The organism is Streptomyces sp. NPDC017529 (genome assembly GCF_044329785.1).
Lineage (GTDB): Bacteria > Actinomycetota > Actinomycetes > Streptomycetales > Streptomycetaceae > Streptomyces.
This window is the reverse complement of sequence record NZ_JBIRJY010000005.1, coordinates 524953-545475: the sequence shown is the minus strand read 5'-3', so window position 1 is coordinate 545475 and position 20523 is coordinate 524953. Positions and strand designations below refer to the sequence as shown.

Genomic DNA, 20523 nt, shown 5'->3' with positions numbered 1-20523 from the left:
CCCTACCTCGGCGCCGACCACGGCATCTCGGCGGTCTACGACCTGGCGATGCTCAGCTTCTTCCACTCCGGCATGGCGGGCCTCGCGCACGCCTTCACCCTGGCCGGGGCGGAGGGGGTCACCGCCAAGGACCTCATGGGCCACCTCGGGGTGATCGTGGAGATCTTCCCGGCCATCGCCGAGGGGATGGCCGCCGGTCACGGCGGAGCGGAGTTCGTCCGGACCACGGAGACGAGGCGCGCGCCGGCCGTGTGACCGCGGCCCCCGCGGGGCCGGGGGCCGGCGGCTTGAAACAACCGCCGCCGGTTTGGGTTCCGCGGGTACCTTCGGGGCTCACGGAACAGCAGCCGGCGTGGGAGGGCGACGACGTGAAGCAGCACGACACCATGTACATCGACGGAAGCTGGCGGCCCGCCGCGGGCCCGGACACCATCGACGTCGTCAACCCGGCCGACGAACGGGTCATCGCCACCGTGCCCGCCGGGACGGACCGGGACGTGGACGCGGCGGTGCGGGCCGCCCGCGCCGCCCTGCCCGCCTGGGCCCGCACCGCGCCCGCCGAGCGCGCCGCCCGGCTGGCCGCGCTGCGCGACCAACTCGCCGCCCGCGCCGAGGAGATCGCCGCCACGGTCACCGCCGAGCTGGGCGCGCCGCTGGCCTTCAGCAAGGCGGTGCACGCCGGCGTCCCGGTCGCGGTGGCCGGCTCGTACGCCGAACTGGCCGCCACGTACGCGTTCGAGGAGAAGATCGGCAACTCCACCGTGCTGCACGAACCGGTCGGCGTCGTCGGCGCGATCACCCCCTGGAACTACCCCCTCCACCAGATCGTCGCCAAGGTGGCCCCGGCCCTCGCCGCGGGCTGCACCGTCGTCCTCAAGCCCGCCGAGGACACCCCGCTGGTCGCGCGGCTCTTCGCCGAGTGCGTGGCCGCGGCGGGCCTGCCGGCCGGCGTCTTCAACCTCGTCACCGGCCTGGGCCCGGTCGCGGGCCAGGCGCTGGCCGGGCACCCGGACGTGGACCTGGTCTCCTTCACCGGCTCCACCGCCGTCGGCAGGAAGATCGGCGCCATCGCCGGAGGCGCCGTCAAGCGCTGCGCCCTCGAACTCGGCGGCAAGTCCGCCAACGTGGTGCTGCCCGGCGGCGACCTGGGCAGGGCCGTGGGCGTCGGCATCGCCAACGTCATGGCCAACTCCGGCCAGACGTGCAGCGCCTGGACCCGGATGCTGGTCCCCGCCGACCGGTACGGCGAGGCGCTGGAACTGGCCGCCGCGGCCATCGCCAAGTACGTGCCGGGCGACCCGCTGGACGGCGCGAGCCGGCTCGGCCCGGTCGTCAGCGCCGCGCAGCGCGACCGGGTACGCGGCTACATCGAACGCGGCGTCGCGGAGGGCGCCCGCCTCGTCGCGGGCGGACCGGACGCCCCCGAGGGCCGCGAGCGCGGCTACTACGTCCGCCCGACCCTCTTCGCGGACGTCACGCCCGGCATGGCCATCGCGCAGGAGGAGATCTTCGGCCCGGTCGTCGCGGTCCTGCCGTACGCGGACGAGGACGAGGCGGTACGGATCGCCAACGGCACCGTGTACGGCCTGGCCGGCGCGGTCTGGGCCGCCGGTACCGACGAGGCGGTCGCCTTCGCCCGCCGCCTGGACACCGGGCAGGTGGACATCAACGGCGGGCGCTTCAACCCGCTCGCGCCGTTCGGCGGGTACAAGCAGTCCGGCTTCGGCCGGGAGCTGGGCCCGCACGGCCTGGGCGAATACCTCCAGACCAAGTCCCTCCAGCTCTGACAGCCGCCGCACGACCGTCCGCCGCCGTACCCGTACCCGGCCCTGTGTCCGGCCGGGAGAAGAGGGAGCCACGTACGCCATGACCACCCGCGCCGCCGTACTGACCGCCGTGGGCGCCCCACTGGAGGTCGCCGAGATCGAGCTGCCGGGCCCGGGGCCCGGGCAGGTGCGCGTCCGCCTCGCGGCGGCCGGCGTCTGCCACTCCGACCTGTCGCTGTCCGACGGGACGCTGCGGCAGCCCGCGCCCGCCGTCCTCGGCCACGAGGGAGCGGGCACCGTCACCGCCGTCGGCGCGGGCGTCGGCACCCTCGCCCCGGGCGACCAGGTCGTCCTGAACTGGGCCCCCGCCTGCGGCACCTGCCACTTCTGCGGGCTGGACGAGCCCTGGCTGTGCGCGGGCTCCGCCGCCGCGGCGGCCACCCCGTACGCCAGGCTGGCGTCCGACGGCAGCGACCTGTTCCCCGGCCTCGGCACCGCCGCCTTCGCCGAGGAGACGGTCGTCCCGGCCCACGCGGCCCTGCCGCTGCCGGCCGGCGTCCCGCTCACCGACGCGGCGCTGCTGGGCTGCGCGGTGCTGACCGGGTGGGGCGCCGTGCACCACAGCGCGCGGGTCGGCGCGGGGGAGTCGGTGGTGGTGTTCGGCGCGGGCGGCGTGGGCCTGGCCACCCTCCAGGCCGCGCGGATCGCGGGCGCCGGCACGATCGTGGCCGTGGACGTGTCCCCGGCCAAGGAGGAACTGGCCCGTGCGGCGGGCGCCACCGAGTTCCTCGTCGCCTCCGACGGCACCGCGAAGCGCGTACGCGAACTGACCGGCGGATACGGCGCGGACGTCGCGATCGAGTGCGTCGGCCGGGCGGAGACCATCCGTACGGCGTGGTCGTCCACCCGGCGCGGCGGCCGCACCACGGTCGTCGGCATCGGCGGCCGGGACCAGCAGGTCGCCTTCTCCGCCCTGGAACTCTTCTACTTCGGCCGTACGCTGTCGGGCTGCGTCTACGGCAACAGCGACCCCGCGAAGGACCTGCCCCGCATCGCCGAACACGTCCGCAGCGGGGCGCTCGACCTGGCGGGCATGGTCACCGAACGCATCGCCCTCGACGGCATTCCCGCCGCCTTCCAGGCGATGCGGGAGGGCAGGGGAGGCCGGGCGCTGATCGTCTTCTGAGGCGCGCGGTCCGCGGCGGCCGGCTCGTCCGGCCTCGTCCGCCGCCGGTCATCGGGGCCATGACCTCGCAGGTCATTGAAGCCCTGCCACCGGTGGCGGCATCGTCTCCCGCAACGGCCGGGTCCCGCCGGGACCGCCCACGGAGCGAGGAGACCCATATGAGCACCACCGGCACCGCGACCGCGCACCGACCGGCACCGGCGGCCCGCACGGGCGCGGCGGACCTGCTGCGCACGGTCCTGCGGATCGACGCCTGGAGCACCGCCGCCTTCGGCGTCGTCATGCTGGCCGGCGGCAGGCCGCTCAGCGCGCCGCTCGGCCTGCCGACCACCTGGTCGGTCCCGTTCGGCATCGCCATGCTGGGCGGTGCCGCGGCCCTCGCCCTCATCGCCGGCTACCCGCGCGTCCCCAAGGGCCCGGCCGCCGCCGTCGTCGTGGGCAACGGCCTGTCCTGCGTGGCGATGCTGCTGCTCGTCTTCTCCGGCCTGCTGCCGCTCACCGCCTTCGGCGCCGTGTTCCTGGCGTTCGGCGCGGTGGTGGTCGCGGTGTTCGCTGCGCTCGAATACGTGGGGCTGCGGCGGTACCCGGGCGCGGCCGGCACCTGATCGCCGTACCGCCGCCGGACGGCTGGTCAGGCCTCCCGCAGGCGGGGGAACGCCGGGGCCGCCGCCAGGAACACGAGGGTGGTCAGGACGAACGGCCAGGTGAAGGCGTGCCCGCCGGACGGGGCGGTGAGCGCGGCCAGGGCCGGTGTCAGGGCCGTCGCGGCCGCGGCGCCGACGACCGCGTACGCCGCGGTCGTACGGCCGGCCGGCAGGAACACCCCGCACAGCGCCATCGCGACCAGCACCGCGTTGTAGCCCGCCGCGCCGGACGCGAGCTGCGCCGCCGGCGCGCCGAGCGCCCACGCGGTGGCGGTGCCGGTCAGGCTGCCCAGGACCGCCGCCGCTCCGGCCGCCCGGCTCGCGGCGAAGATCCCGGCGAGGAACAGCGCGCCGACGTACCACTGCGGCATGAAGAAGATCTGGGCGGCGTTCGCGAACAGCCCGTGCCATACGTCGGTGAACGACGGCCCGGACGGCGGCCCGGCGGCGCGCGGCAGCGCCGCCGGGCCGCCGCCCTGGTGCCAGACGCGCCCGAAGCCCGGGGCGCCCAGCGTCATGGCGCTCGCCACCAGGCAGAACGGGAGGGTGAGCGTCGGCAGCCGCCAGGTGTCGAGCACGCGCGCGACGGCGGCGGTGACGACCGTGACCACCACGCTGCCCCCGGCCGCGAGCAGCACGGTGGACGGGTGCCCCGCGCCGAGGAAGACCGCCGAACCGACGGCGACGAGGCAGGCGTTGAAGCCTTCGAGCCCCGCGGTCACCCGCTCGCGGTCCACGCCCAGCAGGTGCGCCGTGGCCGTGCCCGTCGCGGCGCCGAGGAGGCCGTACAGGGCGTACTGCCAGCCCGCCGCGAGGAGCGCGAGGGAGAAGACCGCGCCCGTGACGGCGCTCGGCACGAAGTCGACCTGGGCCTGGCCGCGCAGTACGTGGACGAGGTGGCGGGCCCAGCGGTCCAGGGCCCGGGGAGCGCTCCGGTCCGGTGCCGCGGCGATCGGGTCCCGCACGTCGTCCTCCCCAGGTGAAGGTGGGGCGCGCCGGTCCGCGGGGGCCGGGCCGTACGCGCTCCGCGCCGGGACCACCCGGGCAGATGTACCTTACAGCTGTTCCGCGGGCGGCGCGGCGGGATCCGGGTGGCGCAGCGCCAGCCCGTCGACCAGCGCCACCAGGCCGGTCTCGAACGCCCCCTCGTCCACCCGCTGCTGGTGCTCCGCCAGCAGGTGCGCCTGGCCCAGGTGGGGGTAGTCGGCCGGGTCGTAGGCGCTCGGGTCGTCGACGAAGCCGCGCGCGAAGGAGCCCAGCGCGGAGCCCGCGACGAAGTACCGCACCATGGCGCAGATCCGGGTCGCCTGGGCCGGCGGCCAGCCCGCCTCGACCATGCCGCCGAAGGCCGCGTCCGCCATCTTCAGCCCGGCCGGGCGGCGGCCGGGGCCCTGGGCGAGGAAGGGCACGATGTGCGGGTGCGCGGCGAGCGCGGCGCGGTAGGAGCGGGCCCAGGCCAGCAGGCCGGTCCGCCAGTCCGCGCCCGTCGCGAGGGCGGACACGTCGACCTCGGCGATCACCGTGTCGGCGACCGCGTCGAGGATCTCGTCCTTGGTCGTGAAGTGGTTGTACAGGGACGGCCCGCTGACGCCCAGTTCGGCGGCGAGCCGCCGGGTGGACAGGGCCGGCAGGCCCTCCGCGTCGATGAGCGAGAGCGCCGTGGTGACGATGCGCTCCCGGCTCAGGAGGGGCTTGCGGGGTCGGGCCATGACGCACATAGTAGAGGCCGCCGACCCAAAACTAGCAGTGGTAGTTAACTGGTCGCCCGGCCCTTCCGGGCGGCCCGGTTGCCGTCACCCTTCCCAAGGGGCCTTGATGAACCTGGAGCTCAGCGAGGAAGAGACTGCCGTCCGGCAGCTCGCCAAGGACTTCGTCGACCGCGAGATCACCCCGCACGCCGCCGCCTGGGACCGCGCCGAGCGGGTCGACCCCGGCATCGTGAAGAAGCTCGGCGAACTCGGCTTCCTCGGCCTGACCGTCCCCGAGGAGTACGGCGGCTCCGGCGGTGGCCACCTCGCGTACGCGCTGGTGACCGAGGAGCTGGGCCGCGGCGACTCCGCGGTCCGCGGCATCGTCTCCGTGTCGCTGGGCCTGGTCGCCAAGACCGTCGCGGCCTGGGGCGGCGAGGAGCAGAAGCGGCGCTGGCTGCCCCGGCTGGCTTCGGGGGAGGCCGTCGGCTGCTTCGGCCTCACCGAGCCCGGCACCGGCTCGGACGCCGGCAATCTGACCACCCGCGCCGTGCGGGAGGGCGGTACGTACCTCATCAACGGCACCAAGATGTTCATCACCAACGGCACCTGGGCCGACGTGGTGCTGCTGTTCGCGCGCACCGGTGACGCGCCGGGCCACAAGGGCGTCAGCGCCTTCCTCGTCCCCGCGGACACCCCCGGCCTGGAGCGCCGGGAGATACACGGCAAGCTGGGGCTGCGCGGGCAGGCCACCGCCGAACTGGTGCTGGAGGACGTACGGGTGCCCGCCGACGCGCTGCTGGGCCCCGAGGGGAAAGGTTTCTCCATCGCCATGTCGGCGCTGGCCAAGGGGCGCATGTCGGTTGCCGCCGGCTGTGTGGGCATCGCCCAGGCCGCGCTGGACGCCGCCGTCGGGTACGCCGGCGAGCGCGAGCAGTTCGGCCGCACCATCGCCCACCACCAACTGGTGCAGGAGCTGATCACCGACATCGCCGTGGACGTGGACGCCGCGCGCCTGCTGACCTGGCGGGTCGCCGACCTGATCGACCGCGGCGAGCCGTTCGCCACCGAGGCGTCCAAGGCGAAGCTGTTCGCCTCCGAGGCGGCCGTGCGCGCCGCGAACAACGCGCTCCAGGTCTTCGGCGGCTACGGCTACATCGACGAGTACCCGGTCGGCAAGCTGCTGCGCGACGCCCGCGTGATGACGCTGTACGAGGGCACCAGCCAGATCCAGAAACTGGTCATCGGCCGCGCGCTCACCGGGGTCTCGGCGTTCTGAGGAGGCCCGGCCCGGTACGCCGTGCCCCGGCGGCTCTAAGCGCTTGCTCACCGGCGGGGTAAGGTGTTCGGTCCGTCGCGGATGGCCCGCGGCGGACCGAGGATCGGGGTGCGCGATGGTCACGGAGGCGGAGCAGGCGGACGGCCCGGCGGAGGACTGGGCCGACGTGACCCCGGAAGCGGCCCGCCGCCTGGTCAGCGCCGCCGTCCAGGCGTTCGCCGAGCGCGGCTACCACGCCACCACCACCCGTGACATCGCCGGCCGGGCCGGCATGAGCCCCGCCGCGCTCTACATCCACTACAAGACCAAGGAAGAGCTGCTCTACCGGATCAGCGGCGTCGGCCACGAGAAGGCCCTGCGGATCATGGAAGCGGCGGCCGGCGCCGGCGGCAGCGCCACCGAACGGCTGGGCGCCGCGGTCCGCACCTTCGCGCGCTGGCACGCGCGGCACCACACCACCGCCAGGGTCATCCAGTACGAGCTCCAGGCGCTGAGCGAGGAGCACTACGCCGTGGTCGCCGACCTGCGGCGGCGCACCGACCGCGCGCTGCGCGGCATCATCAGGGACGGCGCGGAGGCGGGCGAGTTCACCGCCGGCGACGTGCCGGGCACCACCCTCGCGGTGCTGTCGCTGTGCGTGGACGTGGCCCGCTGGTTCTCCGCCGAGGGCGCCCGCACCCCCGAGGAAGTGGGCGACCTGTACGCCGACCTCGTCCTGCGCATGGTGGGGGCGCGGCGGCCGTAGCGGGGCACCGGACGGCATTGACAGCGGGCGGCCCGCTGAGCATCCTGAGCAAGCGCTTAGTCGGCGGACGTCGCGGTCCGCGGCGGCGGAGACTGAGGAGGCACACGCACATGGCAGAGCCCCGGGTGTTCGGCTCGCTCGACGAGCTGCGGAAGGCGGTCGGCGAGGACCTCGGCCCCAGCGACTGGCTGGAGATCGACCAGCGGCGGATCGACCTGTTCGCCGACGCCACCGGCGACCACCAGTGGATCCACGTCGACCCGGAGCGGGCCGCGACCGGGCCGTTCGGCACCACCATCGCGCACGGCTACCTGACGCTGGCACTGCTGCCCACCCTCGTGCCGCGGCTGATGCGGGTCGAGGGCGTCAAGATGGGCATCAACTACGGCGTGGACAAGGTCCGCTTCCCCGCCACCGTCCCGGTCGGCTCGCGGCTGCGGGCGACGGCCCGGATCGCGGGGGTGACCGAGGTGTCCGGCGGGGTGCAGCTCGCCACGACGGTGACCGTCGAGCGCGAGGGCGGCGACAAGCCGGTCTGTGTGGCACAGACGCTCAGCCGCTTCTACCTGTGACCGGTGGATAGGGTTGCGCTGTGCCTCAGCTTCCTTTCAAGGTCCACGAACTCACGGTCGGCCAGCTCTCCGCACGGAGCGGCGCGGCGGTCTCCGCCCTGCACTTCTACGAGTCCAAGGGGCTGATCAGCAGCACCAGGACCGCGGGCAACCAGCGCCGCTACACCCGCGACGCACTGCGCAGGGTCGCCTTCGTGCGCGCCGCCCAGCGGGTCGGCATCCCGCTCGCGGTGATCCGTGACGCGCTGGCCGAACTGCCCGACGAACGCACCCCCAACCGGGACGACTGGGCCCGGCTCTCCGAGGTCTGGCGCACGGAGCTGGACGAGCGCATCAGCCAGCTCGTCGAACTGCGCGACCGGCTGACCGACTGCATCGGCTGCGGCTGCCTCTCCCTCCAGACCTGCGCGCTGTCCAACCCGTACGACAAGCTCGGCGAGCAGGGAGCGGGCGCGCGGCGGCTGCGCGTGGACCGGGTCGGCGGGCCGTCCGCCGCGCGCGGCACGGACGGCTGAGGCTCACCACACCGCGGGTTTGCGGTGCGCCCACGGCAGGGCCCGCTCCAGCTGGGCGGAGAGTGCGATCAAGGTCGCGTCCTCGCCGTACCGTCCGCCCAGCATGACGCCGATCGGCAGACCGGCCGCGTTCCAGTGCAGCGGCACGCTGACCGCGGGCTGGCCGGTGGCGTTGTAGAGCGGCGTGAACGGGGTGAAGGCCCCCACGGCGGCGAACTCGGCCTGCGGGTCGGCGTCGTCGCGCAGCCCGCCCACGAGCGGCGGCGGCTGCGCGACCGTCGGCGTCAGGACGACGTCGAAGCCGCCGTCCGGCTGCATCACGCCGTCGGCGACCAGCTGGCCCAGCATCCGGAACGAGTACAGCGCGCGGGCGAACTCGGTGGCCGGGATGCCGGCGCCGCGTTCGCGCAGGTAGCGGGTGAGCGGCATCAGCTTCGCCTCGTCCGCCGGCGGCACCGGGCGGTTGGCGGCGATCACCGACCAGACGCGGGTGAAGGCGTACCGGATGCCGTCGTCGGCGGGCAGCGCCAACTCGTCCACGTCGTGGCCCAGTTCCGCGAGGAACGCGGCCGTCCGCGTGACGGCGTCCCGGCAGTCCTGGTGCACCGTGATGCCGGGGAACGGCACCTCGGTCAGGTAGCCGACGCGCAGGCGCCCGGGGTCGCGCCGGGCGTGCGAGGCGTAGGTCTCGCCGGGCGGCAGCGCGGGGGCCGCATAGGGGGCGCCGGGCATCGGGCCGGCCAGCACGTCCAGCAGCGCGGCGGCGTCCGCGACCGTACGGGCGAGCGGGCCCGAGGTGCCCAGGCCCGTCACGTCGTGCAGCAGCGGGCCCGAGCTGACCAGCCCGCGGCTGGGTTTGATGCCGTACAGCCCGCAGACCGAGGCGGGGATGCGGATGGACCCGCCGCCGTCGCTGCCGTGCGCGACGGGGGCCAGCCCGCCGGCCACCGCGGCGGCGGCCCCGCCGCTCGAACCGCCCGCCGAACGCTCCAGGTCCCAGGGCGTGCGGGCCGGCGGCGCGAGGCGGTTCTCCGTGTAGCAGGGGAGGCCGAATTCGGGGGTGTTGGTCTTGCCGAGGAGAATCGTGCCTGCCCGGCGCAGCCTGGTGACCACGTGGTCGTCCACCTCGGGCACGTACGAGGCCAGCGTCTCGGAGCCCATCGTGCAGCGCACCCCGGCGACCTGGTTGAGGTCCTTGACCGGTACGGGCACCCCGTACAGGGGCGGCAGCGCGCGGCCCTCGCGGCGGGCGGCGGCGGCCTCGTCCTCGGCGGCGGACGCCTGCTTGCGGGCGATCCCGGGCGTACGGGTGAGGTAGGCGCCGAGTGTGGCGTCCAGCTCTTCGGCGCGGGCGAGGTAGTGCTCGGTGAGGTCGACGGGGGACAGTTCGCCGGTCCGCACCCCCTCGGCCTGCTCCAGCGCGGTCAGGTCGTGCAACTCGGCCATAGGGGTCCGCCTTCGCGTGTGCGGTGGGTGGTGGTCCGGTTCATCCTGTGAAGAGTTGTCTCAGCTTGAGGGCGAGTTCGTAAAGGCCGTACCCGACGGCAGGCCCACCCGGAGCCAGTGGACCGGGCGGTGAGCAGCCGGCTGTGGATCGCGCCCACCTGGTACGTGCCGAACAGGCCCTTCAAGCAGGCGGGGATGCCGATGCCCGCCGTGACGTTCGTGCACAGAATCACCCACAGACACCAGAACTGCGGAGTGCGCGGGGCGTTACGGGCGGAGACGTGTGCGGTGGTGACCAGCGGATGGGGAGCGGCCGCGCGGCGCGCGCCGGGCGCGTCCGCACCGAACGCGCCTCGTTCACCTGCCTCCGGAAGTACGCCCCGGAACGTGCGCCCAGGAGCGTGCGCCCCGGCCGGCGCGGACGTCCCGGCGGCGGCCGTCACCGCCTTCCCCGCGGCATCGGCCCATTCCACCGGGACCATTCGGCGCCGGAGGCCCCGCGGCTCAGGCCGCCACGGACAGCCGCCGCTCACGGGAGGACTGCCGGGCCTTGGCCAGCGTCTCCCGGCTCAGTACCGAGAGCGGCGCCACGATCCCGCACTCCTGGCACACGGGGCCGGCCACCGGGTAGCGCTCCAGGTCGGTGCGCCAGACGAACCGCTCCGTACCGCAGACCGGGCATCCGGACCGCGGGTCGCCCGCCTCCATCGCCCGGATCATCCCGCGCAGCACCACGGCAAGCGGCGCGGCCGGGTGCCGGTGCGGCGCTTCGCACGGGACGATGTCGCAGCCGCCCCAGGTGCGCCGGTGCCAGTCGTCGAGCGCGCTGGGCTGCCGGATGCCGTCGTGCTTCTCACGGCGCCTGCGGGCCGCGAACTCCTTCTCGTACCCGAGCCAGACGGCGCGGGCCTCCTCCAGTTCCTCCAGTGCGGCCATCAGCCGCGCCGGGTCGGGTTCGCGGTCCTCGGTCGCGATGCCCGCCCTGGTGCACAGATGGTGCCAGGTAGCGCGATGCCCGTACGGGGCGAAGCGCTCCAGGCATTTGCGCAACGCCGTGCGCCGCTGTGTGGCGACGAGACGCGGGTTGCGCACCTGTTCTGCGAGAGCTCTGAAACCGGCCATTTCATCCCACCTCCGTGGGGAGGACCCGACTGGACAGGGAATGGACGTAGCGGGCGGCCCGCCGGATCCATCGAACTGCCTTGCGAGTGAGTCGTGGCGGCACTCACGCCGCACCGGGCGCGCCACTCGCTCCCGGTGCCCCCCGCGGCGCCCAGCGCGCCTCCTGTGCATCATCCACCGTACATCTGTGGGGATTTGGGAAAGTTAAGGTTCACCTGTCAGTTGCCCAAGGCGGCGCGATCCACGCCACCTCCGTGCCCGGCGCTGTCCCGACCTGTACGCAAACGCGGCCCGCCGCGCCCACACCGAGGAGTGGCACGCGGTCGAGCGGGGTGGCCGGCGCGGCCGCCCCGCACCTACCGCGCGGTCACCCGCCCCGCCGTGAGGACGACGTGCGCCAGCTCCCGGTGGCAGACGTCGCTGTGCGCGCCGATGGGCGGCGGGCCGTCGCGCACCACCGAGGCCGCGTCGAGGCTCACGCAGCCGGTGCCGGGCACCGCGGCGCCCAGGCTTATCCGGCGCGCGCCGTCCACGGCCTGGATGCCGTCGTGCCCGATCGCGCCCCACCGGTCGAACAGGCCCAGGAAGCTCGCCGAGTCACCGGACAGCTTGGAGGCCAGCGGGTACAGCATGCCGAGCGCCGAGTCGTGCCGCGAGTAGCAGGACACCACCGGGCCGTCCACCCGCTGCTGCACACCCTTCAGGGCCCCGCCGTGATCCGGGTCGTGCGGGAGCCGGGCGGCGAACGCGTAGTGCGAGAAGGCCCCTTGCAGCAGCGTCACGGACTTCACCCCGGTCACGCCGGCGGGCATGCCGCGCAGCGCGTAAGAAACCAGCCGGGCCCCGAAACTGTGCCCGATCAGATGGATGCGGATGCCCGGCGCGCTCCGTACCAGCTTCCCGAGCGCCGGCCCCAGCCCCAGCTGCCCCACCACACCGGCGCGGCGCTTCGTCGCGTAATAGGCCCCCTGCCGCAGGAACTCCTTGGCCCCGTTCCACAACCGCTTCAGCCCGTCGCCGAACAGCTCCTGCTGCCCGGTCTTCTCCAGCGCCGCCGTGAAGATCTCGCACACCCCGAGCGGATCGTCGGTGAGCATCGCGGGCGTGCCGGTCCCCGCGTCCTCGGCCAGCTGCTGCGCCGGGCTGTTCTCGCGCACCGACACCAGCTCCCGTACGAGCCGCGCGTACTCGTCGAACGCGGAACGGGCCGCCGGCCGCTCGGCCAGCAACTGCTGGATGCGGCGCAGCGTCAGCTCCCGGCCGGGGAACGTCCGCGCCAAGGCGCCCAGCGTCGCGTCGTCCAGCAGCGGCGGCCCGGCCGGCGCCGGCGCCGCCACCGGGTCGAAGTCCGGGATCGGCTCGTCCGTGAAGCGCATCGCCGGCCAGACCACGCCGGTGTAACCGAGCCGCACCCCGGCGCCCACCATGGCCGGGAAGGGCGCGAAGAACCGGCCGTAGAGGCGGGTGGCCGTCGACCGGTCGTTGTTCCAGCCGTGCGCGAAGACCAGCAGGTCGGTGACGCGCTGCTGGGCCGCTCCGGCCACCAGCCGGTCGCGCTGCCCGGCGTCCGGATCGCCGTCGGCGTCGAACGTCAGCTCCCAGTAGGGCACCACACCGATGCCTCCGCCCGCCCGTGCGCCTGCGCTGCCCGCGGTATCCGTCATGACGACCCCTTGAGCGGCGCGCCGGTCCACGCTGCCGGGCCGGACTTCCGGACCACGCCGCCGTGTGCAGCGCATCGTCCTGCGGCCACACGGATCCGGCCATACGCCACGCACGACCGATTCCCGGCGGCGCGCCCGGGCGGCCGTGTGCCGGGGCCTCAGCCGAGCTCCCGCTCCCGGGTTTCCGGGAGGGCCAGTACGCAGGCCAGTGACACCACCGCCATCGCCGTCACGTACCACCCCACGGAGCCGGACCCGAAGGCCGCCTGCAAGCGGGTGGCGACCAGGGGGGACACCGCGCCGCCCAGTACGCCGCCCAGGTTGTACGCCAGTGAGGCGCCCGAGTAGCGCACCGTCGTGCCGAACAGTTCGGGGAGGTAGGCGCCCATCGGGCCGTACACCACGCCCATGCAGAACAGCGCGCCGCCGACCGCCACCGCGATGAGCAGCGGCTGCCCGGTGTCCAGCAGCGGGAAGAGGATCATTCCCCAGATCACCGAGAGCCCGGTTCCGGCCAGCACCAGCCGGCGCCGGCCCGCGCCGTCCGAGCGGGTGGCGGCGAGCCAGGTGCCGGCCGCCAGGAAGAGGCAGGCGACGAGCGAGAGGCCGAGCATCGTGTTGCGGGAGACGCCGAGTGTGCCGGTGGCGTACGACAGGCAGTAGGTGGTCGCGGTGTAGAAGAGTCCGTACGCGACGACCATGCCGCCCGCGCCGAGGAGCAGTTCGCGCGGGTGGCGGCGCAGCACGTCCAGTGCGGGGGCCCGGCTGGCCTCGTGGGCGTCCATCACCTTCGCGAAGACCGGTGTCTCGCTGATTTTCAGTCGTACGAACAGCCCGACGGCCACCAGCAGGAACGACAGCAGGAACGGCACCCGCCACCCCCACGACCGGAACGCGCCGTCGTCCAGTACGGCGGACAGCAGCCAGAACACCCCGGTCGCGGCGAAGAACCCTACGGACGGGCCCAGTTGCGGGAATGCCGCGTACAGTCCGCGCCGCTGCTTCGGCGCGTGCTCGACCGCCAGCAGGGCGGCGCCGCCCCACTCGCCGCCCAGCCCGATCCCCTGGAGGAAGCGGAGCAGGATCAGCAGCAGCGGCGCCCAGACGCCCAGCGTGCCGTAGCCGGGCAGCAGGCCGACCAGCGCCGTCGAAAGGCCCATCAGCAGCAGTGAGGCCACCAGTACGGACTTGCGTCCCACCCGGTCCCCGAAGTGACCGAACACGACCGATCCGATCGGCCGCGCCGCGAACGCCACCGCGTAGGTCGAGAAGGACGCGAGGGTGGCGTTGACCGGGTCGAGCGTCGGGAAGAACGCCTGGTTGAGGACGAGCGCGGCGGCCGTCCCGTAGATGTAGAAGTCGTAGAACTCGATGGCGGTCCCGATGAACGAGGCCACGGCCACCCGGCGGAGGCTCTCCCGGCCGGTGGCGAAGCCGGGCGCCTGGGCGTCCTCGCCCGGAGGCGTGGCCTTCGCGGCCGGGATGCCGCCCGCCGGTACGGCTGCTGATGTCGCGTCACTGTGCACGAGCCGCACTGTCACGCGGCACGCCGGGCCAGTCAATAGGTGGGATGCGGTGTCTTGGCTGTTGAGACAGGGGAGGTGGCGGCGGGAGGGTGGGAGGGGCGGCCGTGCACTGATTTTTCGGATGAGTACGATTTTCGACATAGGGCGTGACCTGGGGATTTTTACGGGGAAGGCGAGTTGTCGGCCTGATGAAATACGTAGCTCGGGTGGCCATCGTGGTCTCCTTGGTAGTCGGCTTGCTGAATGTCTTCGGCCTGATCTACCTGTTCGTCGAGTGGGGGCCGGGGAGTGCGGAGCCGCGTGACATCGTCGGTACCTGGACAGGGCCTCGCGGCGCGCAGGTGACGTTGCGCGAGGACGGGACGGCGATCGCGACGAATATGCCCACCGCCTACAGCGGATACGACTACCGCTCGACCATCAGCGGCACGGGCACGTGGTCGTTGCCGAGGAGGCCGGACATTTTCGTGGACCAGGCCGTCAAGATCACGATCCCCGCCGGACGCGGGGAGCGCGAGACCGAGCTGGAAGTGGACGGCCCGGGGGCGCGGCACGGCATGCATGTACCGGTGGACGTGGAGTCGGCGCTGGGCATCGACTTCCACAAGGCTTCCTGACGCCGCCTCGTCACGCCACCACCGCCTCCACGATCGAGAGCGTCGAGTCCGTGGCGAGCGTGCGGGACGGTTCCAGGCCGGCGGCGGTGAGGAGCCGGTGGAAGGCGGGTTCGTCGCGTTCGCGGCCGTCGAGGGAGGTCATCATCAGGATGTCCATGGTCTTGCCGGGGTGGGGGGCGTTGCCCGCGGGGACGACCGCGTCGATGGCCAGGAGGCGGCTGCCGGGCCGGGTCATGGCGGTGCGGCAGGCGCGCAGGATCCGTACGCAGTCGTCGTCGCTCCAGTCGTGCAGGATGCGCTTGAGGAGGTAGACGTCGGCGCCGGGTGGTACGGCGGCGAAGAAGTCGCCGGGGTGGGTCTGCCAGCGGCCGGTGAGTTCGGGGGTGTCCAGGGTGTGGTGGCGCAGGACCGGTTCCTGGTCGTGGAGGATGCCGTGCAGGGCCGGGTTGCGCAGCAGGACCTGACGCAGCAGGCCGCCGCGTCCGCCGCCGACGTCCACGACCGTGCCGTCGGCGGGGAAGTCGTACGCGGCGGCGATCGGGCCGTTCTCGCTCTCGGCGAGGCCGGCCATGCCGGTGTCGAAGACGGCGCCCGCTTCCGGTACGCGTTCCAGGTGGCCGAAGTAGGGCGCGCCGAAGAGGTCCTCGAAGACGGTACGGCCGCGACGGACGGTGTCCGCGAGCTGCCCGGCCGGCCGCCAGAAGGGTTCGTCGGTGAGCATGACGACGGCGTCCCGCAGGGAGGACGGGGCGTCGGAGCGGAGGGGGTCGGCCGCGGGGGTGAGGTGGAAGGCGCCCGTCTCGTCCTCGCGGAAGACTTCGCGCGTTGCCAGCAGGCGCAGGGCGCGGCGCAGGTGTGCGGCGTCGGAGCCGGTGGCGGCGGCGAGTTCCTCGGCGGTGCGCGGGCCGTCGGCCAGGTGGTCGGCGACGCCGAGGAGCGCCGCCGCCCGCAGCGCGGCGGAGTGGAGGTAGGCCAGGGCGTGTTCGGTGAGCCGGACGGCGGGGGAGTGCGGCGTGGTGGGCATGGGGGCGCGGCCCTTCCGTGAGCGGAGGTCGGGGCTTCCACCATGGCCGTACGCCCCGGGCGCCACCAGGGCACATTGCGCCGCCCGTGCACCGCGCGGGGCTACCGGTACCGCAGGTACCGCCGCCGCGTCCGGCGGAAGCCCGCCAGGCCGTCGTGCCAGGCCGCGGCCACCTCGTGCACACCGGCGCCCGCGTCGATCATCGTCCGTACGCGCGGGGTGCCGGTGAGCTTGTCGATCCAGTGGTCGGGGCGCCAGGCGAAACCGGGCCAGGTCCGCTTGGCGGTGATCAGGAGGGCGATGCCGGTACGGACCGGGTCGAAGGCCTCCCGGTCGTGGACGTGCAGTTGGACGCCGCCGATGGTCTTGCCCTGGAACTTGGAGAAGGCGGGGGCGAAGTACGCCTCCCGGAAGCGGACGCCGGGGAGGCCGACGTCCGCTGCCGCCTCGTTGGCGGCGGCGGCCCAGCGGCGGTCGATGCCGTCCGCGCCCAGCAGTTCGAAGGGGCGGGTGGTGCCCCGGCCCTCGGAGAGGTTGGTGCCTTCGAAGAGGCAGGTGCCGGCGTAGACGAGGGCGGTGTCCGGGGTGGGCATGTTGGGGCTCGGCGGCACCCAGGGCAGGCCGGTCGCGTCGAAGAAGCCGGTCCGCTGCCAGCCGGTCATCAGTACGGTGTCCAGGTCGGCGGCCCGGCCCGCCGCGCGGGGCACGAACTCGGCGTTGAACAGGAGAGCCAGTTCGGCCACGGTCATGCCGTGTGAGAGCGCGATCGGTTCGCGGCCGACTCCGGAGGCCAGGGCGCGGTCCAGTACGGGGCCGGTGGCGGCGCGTCCCGTCACCGGGTTGGGGCGGTCCAGGACGACGAGGCGTTTGCCGGCCAGGACGGCGGCGACCATGCAGTCGTACAGGGTCCAGATGTAGGTGTAGAAGCGCGCGCCGACGTCCTGGATGTCGAAGACGACCGTGTCCACGCCGGACCGGGTGAAGATGCCGGCCAGCGCCCGGCCGCTCTTGCCGTACGTGTCGTGGACGGGCAGCCCGGTGGCCGGGTCCTCGTAGCTGCCTTCGGAGCCGCCGGCCTGCGCCGTGCCCCGGAAGCCGTGTTCGGGCCCGAAGACGGCCGCGAGGTCCACCCGGTCGTCGGCGTGCATGACGTCGACGATGTGGCGTACGTCCGGGGTGACGCCGGTGGGGTTGGTGACGACGCCGACCCGGCGGCCGGACAGGAGCGCGTAGCCGTCGGCGGCCAGGCGGTCGAAGCCGGTACGGACGCGGGGGCGGGGGCGGGGGCGGCCGGAGGTCCCCTCGGCCGCTCCGGCGCCGTACGCTCCCTCGGGCTCTCCTGCCGCAGCCGCCTCGTCCGGCATTCCCATCGCACCCACCACGCTCGTGACCGCCGTCGCGGCCAGCAGATTCCGTCTGGACAGGGTCATGCGTCCACCTCCGCCGTCAGGGCAGTGTCGTGCGCACGCTAACGCCCGGCGGCCTCCGGGGGAACGCGGTGGACGGCGCGCCGCGCGCCGGGCCGCCGGGCGGGCCCGCGCCCTTCCACTCCGGCATACCGACTGGTTAGTCTGCCTGGCAGTCGAGTCATGGGCGACCGAGGGAGACCGCTGGTGGAAGCCGTACGGGACAAGGCAGTCGTGGTGACCGGGGCGGGCGGTGGCATCGGTGCCGCGCTGGCCCGCCGCTTCGCCGCCGCGGGCGCTCGGGTCGTGGTCAACGACCTGGACGCGGCCAAGGCCGAGCGGACGGCGCGGGAGACCGGCGCCGTGGCCGTGCCCGGGGACGCTTCCACCGTCGTGCCGGCGGCCCGCGAGGCGCTCGGCGGGACCGTCGACGTCTTCTGCGCCAACGCCGGGGTCGGCACCGGCGGCGGCCCCGAGGCGCCGGACGCGGCATGGGAGCTGGCCTGGGACGTCAACGTCATGGCGCACGTACGGGCCGCCCGCGCGCTGCTGCCCGGGTGGCTGGAGCGCGGCGCGGGCCGGTTCGTGTCCACCGTGTCGGCGGCGGGCCTGCTCACCATGGTCGGCGCGGCACCGTACAGCGTCACCAAGCACGGCGCGTACGCCTTCGCCGAGTGGCTGTCGCTGACGTACCGGCACCGGGGGATAGCGGTGCACGCCATCTGCCCGCAGGGCGTGCGCACCGACATGCTCGGCGGCACCGGCGCGGCCGGGGAGCTGGTGCTGACCCCCACCGCGATCGAGCCCGCCGAGGTCGCCGACGCGCTGTTCGCGGCGATGGCGGAGGAACGTTTCCTGGTGCTGCCGCACCCGGATGTCGCCACGTACTACACCGCGCGGGCCGCCGACACCGAGCACTGGTTGGGTGGCATGAACCGCCTCCAGCGGAAGCTGGAACAAGCCGGGAGCCGCACGCCGGAAGCCGAGGGGACGAGCCGATGACCACCTACCAGGACAAGCCGTGGCTGGCACAGCTCACCGAGGCGCAGCGCGCGCCCGTGCGCCCGCGCCCCTCCGCGCTGCACGCCTTCCAGGACGCGGCCCGCCGCGCCCCGGACCGTACCGCCCTCGCCTACTTCGACGGCCGGCTGTCCTACGCCGAGACCGACGCGCTCAGCGACGGCGTGGCCGGGCACCTGGCGGAGCGCGGCTTCCGGCCCGGCGACCGGGCCGCGATCATGCTCCAGAACACTCCGCACTTCGTGCTGGCGGTGCTCGGCGTGTGGAAGGCGGGCGGCATCGTCGTCCCCGTCAATCCCATGTACAAGTCGGCCGAGACGACCCACGTCCTCACCGACGCCGAGGTCACCGCGATCGTCTGCGCGGACCGCGCCTGGGACGCCTTCCTGCGCGCGACCGCCGCCGCTGCCCCCTCCGTACGCATCGCCCTGACCGCCTGTGAACTCGGCCTCCAGACCCGCGACGACGTCCGGGTGCTGCGCGGCGAACGGCTCGGGCCGCGCGAGGGCGCCGACGACCTGCTGGCGGCGGCCCGCGCGTACGAGGGCAAGCCACCCGGCGTGGCACCGCCGGCCGCCGCGGGCACCGCCCTCATCAGCTACACCTCCGGCACCAGCGGCACCCCGAAGGGCGCCGTCAACACCCACGGCAACATCGCCTACAACGCCGAGCGGCAGCGCACCGGCCTGGCGCTGCCCGAGGGTGCGACGTACTTCGCGCTGGCGCCGCTCTTCCACATCACCGGCATGGTCTGCGAGCTGGCCGCCAGTTTCGCCAACGCGGGCACCCTCGCGCTCGCCTACCGCTTCGAGCCGGGCGTGGTCCTCGACGCCTTCCTGGAGCACCGGCCCGCCTACACGGTCGGCCCTTCCACCGCCTACATGGCGCTGACGGCCCAGCCGGGGGTGACCCGCGAGCACTTCGCGTCGTTCCGCACCCTCTCCTCGGGCGGCGCGCCGCTGCCGCCCGCGCTGGTGGAGAAGTTCCGGGCGGCCTTCGGGCCGTACCTGCACAACGGCTACGGGCTGACCGAGTGCACCGCGCCGTGCGCCAGCGTCCCGCCGGGCCGCGAGGCGCCCGTCGACCCGGCCTCCGGCACGCTCGCGGTCGGCGTGCCGGGCCCCGACACGGTCGTCCGGATCGTCGACGACCAGGGGCGTGACGTGCCGTTCGGCGAGCAGGGCGAGATCGCGGTGCGCGGCCCGCAGGTGGTGCCCGGCTACTGGCGCCGCCCGGACGCCACCGCCGAGACCCTGCCGGACGGGGAGCTGCGCACCGGCGACATCGGCTTCATGGACCCGGACGGCTGGCTGTACGTCGTGGACCGCAAGAAGGACATGATCAACGCCTCCGGGTTCAAGGTGTGGCCGCGGGAGGTCGAGGACGTCCTGTACGGCCACCCCGCGGTGCGCGAGGCGGCGGTGGTCGGCGTGCCGGACGCCTACCGGGGCGAGTCGGTCAAGGCGTACGTGAGCCTGCGGCCCGGGCGGCACGCGGAGCCGGACGAACTGGCCGGGTACTGCGAGGAGCGGCTGGCCGCGTACAAATATCCGCGGCAGGTGGAGATCCTGCCCGACCTGCCGAAGACGACCAGTGGCAAGATCCTCAGGCGGGAGCTGCGCGGGCGCGGCTGACCGCGCCCGCTGCGGGCACCACGCAACGACACGACGCACGACGCACAAGGGACAGGTGAGCGCGATGGCCGGCACGACGGACGGCGGGAGTACCAAACCCGTGGCACGGCGGCTGCTGGCCACCGCCACCCGGCTCTTCGCCGAGCGGGGCTACGACCGCACCTCCGTCCAGGAGATCGTGGAGGCCGCAGGCGTCACCAAGGGCGCCCTCTACCACTACTTCGGCTCCAAGGACGACCTGCTGCACGAGGTGTACGGGCGGGTGCTGCGGCTCCAGCAGGAGCGGCTGGACCACTTCGCCTGCGCCGACGCGCCCGTGGAGCAGCGGCTGCGGGACGCCGCGGCCGACGTCGTGGTCACCACCATCGAGAACCTCGACGACACGAAGATCTTCTTTCGCTCGATGCACCACCTCGCGCCCGAGAAGGACAAGCAGGTGCGGGCCGAGCGGCGGCGCTACCACGAGCGGTTCCGCGCGCTGGTCGAAGAGGGCCAGCGCGCCGGGGTGTTCAGCAGCGCCACCCCGGCCGACCTGGTCGTGGACTACCACTTCGGGTCGGTGCACCACCTGGGCACCTGGTACCGCGAGGACGGCCCGCTCACGCCGCAGCAGGTCGCCGACCACCTCGCCGACCTGCTGCTGCGGGCACTGCGGCCGTGAGACCCCCG

20 protein-coding genes are annotated in these 20523 nt (G+C 74.0%); 12 read left to right on the top strand and 8 right to left on the bottom strand.

Annotated features, from left to right (window positions below):
- The first annotated feature begins 24 nt into the window (after nucleotides 1-24).
- From ACH4K4_RS16310 to ACH4K4_RS16295, 4 genes are all read left to right on the top strand, one after another.
- Nucleotides 25-255 carry a hypothetical protein gene (locus tag ACH4K4_RS16310; RefSeq protein ID WP_398168031.1) on the top strand — a complete coding sequence of 77 codons (231 nt, stop codon included), beginning with the start codon at nucleotides 25-27 and terminating at the stop codon, nucleotides 253-255.
- A gap of 113 nt (nucleotides 256-368) precedes the next feature.
- Nucleotides 369-1787, top strand: a complete 1419-nt coding sequence (locus tag ACH4K4_RS16305) for an aldehyde dehydrogenase family protein (protein WP_398167834.1) — start codon at nucleotides 369-371, stop codon at nucleotides 1785-1787.
- A gap of 79 nt (nucleotides 1788-1866) precedes the next feature.
- Nucleotides 1867-2952, top strand: coding sequence for a Zn-dependent alcohol dehydrogenase (locus ACH4K4_RS16300; RefSeq protein WP_398167832.1), 1086 nt, complete (start codon nucleotides 1867-1869; stop codon nucleotides 2950-2952).
- A gap of 158 nt (nucleotides 2953-3110) precedes the next feature.
- Entirely contained in the window at nucleotides 3111-3557 is a 447-nt protein-coding gene (locus tag ACH4K4_RS16295) for a hypothetical protein (protein WP_398167831.1), read from the top strand.
- A 26-nt stretch (nucleotides 3558-3583) separates the two neighbouring features.
- Here the strand turns inward: ACH4K4_RS16295 and ACH4K4_RS16290 are convergent, their stop codons facing one another.
- Together ACH4K4_RS16290 and ACH4K4_RS16285 are read right to left on the bottom strand one after the other, a co-directional pair.
- Nucleotides 3584-4561 carry an urea transporter gene (locus ACH4K4_RS16290; protein WP_398167830.1) on the bottom strand — a complete coding sequence of 326 codons (978 nt, stop codon included), beginning with the start codon at nucleotides 4559-4561 and terminating at the stop codon, nucleotides 3584-3586.
- A gap of 90 nt (nucleotides 4562-4651) precedes the next feature.
- Nucleotides 4652-5305 (bottom strand): TetR/AcrR family transcriptional regulator, encoded by a 654-nt coding sequence (locus tag ACH4K4_RS16285; RefSeq protein ID WP_398167829.1) that lies wholly within the window; start codon nucleotides 5303-5305, stop codon nucleotides 4652-4654.
- A 106-nt stretch (nucleotides 5306-5411) separates the two neighbouring features.
- On the opposite strand from ACH4K4_RS16285, the gene ACH4K4_RS16280 reads away from it, so the two are divergent.
- The 4 genes from ACH4K4_RS16280 (at nucleotide 5412) to soxR (ending at nucleotide 8395) form a co-directional block, all read left to right on the top strand.
- Entirely contained in the window at nucleotides 5412-6563 is a 1152-nt protein-coding gene (locus ACH4K4_RS16280; RefSeq protein ID WP_398167828.1) for an acyl-CoA dehydrogenase family protein, read from the top strand.
- 115 nt (nucleotides 6564-6678) lie between these two features.
- The gene (locus ACH4K4_RS16275) at nucleotides 6679-7308 is read left to right on the top strand and encodes a TetR/AcrR family transcriptional regulator (protein ID WP_398167826.1); all 630 of its coding nucleotides are present in this window, start codon (nucleotides 6679-6681) and stop codon (nucleotides 7306-7308) included.
- A 110-nt stretch (nucleotides 7309-7418) separates the two neighbouring features.
- Nucleotides 7419-7880: a MaoC family dehydratase gene (locus ACH4K4_RS16270; RefSeq protein ID WP_398167824.1), complete on the top strand. Its 462-nt coding sequence runs from the start codon at nucleotides 7419-7421 to the stop codon at nucleotides 7878-7880.
- A gap of 20 nt (nucleotides 7881-7900) precedes the next feature.
- The gene (soxR, locus tag ACH4K4_RS16265) at nucleotides 7901-8395 is read left to right on the top strand and encodes a redox-sensitive transcriptional activator SoxR (RefSeq protein ID WP_398167823.1); all 495 of its coding nucleotides are present in this window, start codon (nucleotides 7901-7903) and stop codon (nucleotides 8393-8395) included.
- 3 nt (nucleotides 8396-8398) lie between these two features.
- Here the strand turns inward: soxR and ACH4K4_RS16260 are convergent, their stop codons facing one another.
- The 4 genes from ACH4K4_RS16260 to ACH4K4_RS16245 all read right to left on the bottom strand — a co-directional run bounded on the left by ACH4K4_RS16260 (nucleotide 8399) and on the right by ACH4K4_RS16245 (nucleotide 14111).
- Entirely contained in the window at nucleotides 8399-9841 is a 1443-nt protein-coding gene (locus tag ACH4K4_RS16260; RefSeq protein WP_398167821.1) for an amidase, read from the bottom strand.
- A gap of 504 nt (nucleotides 9842-10345) precedes the next feature.
- Nucleotides 10346-10963 carry a hypothetical protein gene (locus tag ACH4K4_RS16255; protein WP_398167820.1) on the bottom strand — a complete coding sequence of 206 codons (618 nt, stop codon included), beginning with the start codon at nucleotides 10961-10963 and terminating at the stop codon, nucleotides 10346-10348.
- Between the two features lie 356 nt (nucleotides 10964-11319).
- On the bottom strand, nucleotides 11320-12627 hold the full coding sequence (locus tag ACH4K4_RS16250) for a serine-threonine protein kinase (RefSeq protein WP_398167819.1): 1308 nt from the start codon (nucleotides 12625-12627) through the stop codon (nucleotides 11320-11322).
- A 158-nt stretch (nucleotides 12628-12785) separates the two neighbouring features.
- On the bottom strand, nucleotides 12786-14111 hold the full coding sequence (locus ACH4K4_RS16245) for an MFS transporter (protein ID WP_398168029.1): 1326 nt from the start codon (nucleotides 14109-14111) through the stop codon (nucleotides 12786-12788).
- Between the two features lie 230 nt (nucleotides 14112-14341).
- Between ACH4K4_RS16245 and ACH4K4_RS16240 the strand changes: the two genes are divergently transcribed.
- Nucleotides 14342-14770: a hypothetical protein gene (locus ACH4K4_RS16240; protein ID WP_398167818.1), complete on the top strand. Its 429-nt coding sequence runs from the start codon at nucleotides 14342-14344 to the stop codon at nucleotides 14768-14770.
- Between the two features lie 10 nt (nucleotides 14771-14780).
- On the opposite strand, the gene ACH4K4_RS16235 is transcribed toward ACH4K4_RS16240, so the two are convergent.
- Together ACH4K4_RS16235 and ACH4K4_RS16230 are read right to left on the bottom strand one after the other, a co-directional pair.
- Nucleotides 14781-15794, bottom strand: coding sequence for a methyltransferase (locus ACH4K4_RS16235; RefSeq protein WP_398167817.1), 1014 nt, complete (start codon nucleotides 15792-15794; stop codon nucleotides 14781-14783).
- A gap of 101 nt (nucleotides 15795-15895) precedes the next feature.
- Nucleotides 15896-17224, bottom strand: a complete 1329-nt coding sequence (locus tag ACH4K4_RS16230; protein WP_398167816.1) for an exo-beta-N-acetylmuramidase NamZ domain-containing protein — start codon at nucleotides 17222-17224, stop codon at nucleotides 15896-15898.
- A 183-nt stretch (nucleotides 17225-17407) separates the two neighbouring features.
- On the opposite strand from ACH4K4_RS16230, the gene ACH4K4_RS16225 reads away from it, so the two are divergent.
- From ACH4K4_RS16225 to ACH4K4_RS16215, 3 genes are all read left to right on the top strand, one after another.
- Entirely contained in the window at nucleotides 17408-18202 is a 795-nt protein-coding gene (locus ACH4K4_RS16225; RefSeq protein ID WP_398167814.1) for an SDR family oxidoreductase, read from the top strand.
- On the top strand, nucleotides 18199-19854 hold the full coding sequence (locus ACH4K4_RS16220) for a class I adenylate-forming enzyme family protein (RefSeq protein WP_398167813.1): 1656 nt from the start codon (nucleotides 18199-18201) through the stop codon (nucleotides 19852-19854). Before ACH4K4_RS16225 ends, ACH4K4_RS16220 begins: the two co-directional genes overlap by 4 nt.
- A gap of 64 nt (nucleotides 19855-19918) precedes the next feature.
- On the top strand, nucleotides 19919-20515 hold the full coding sequence (locus tag ACH4K4_RS16215; protein WP_398167812.1) for a TetR/AcrR family transcriptional regulator: 597 nt from the start codon (nucleotides 19919-19921) through the stop codon (nucleotides 20513-20515).
- Nucleotides 20516-20523: the final 8 nt, after the last annotated feature.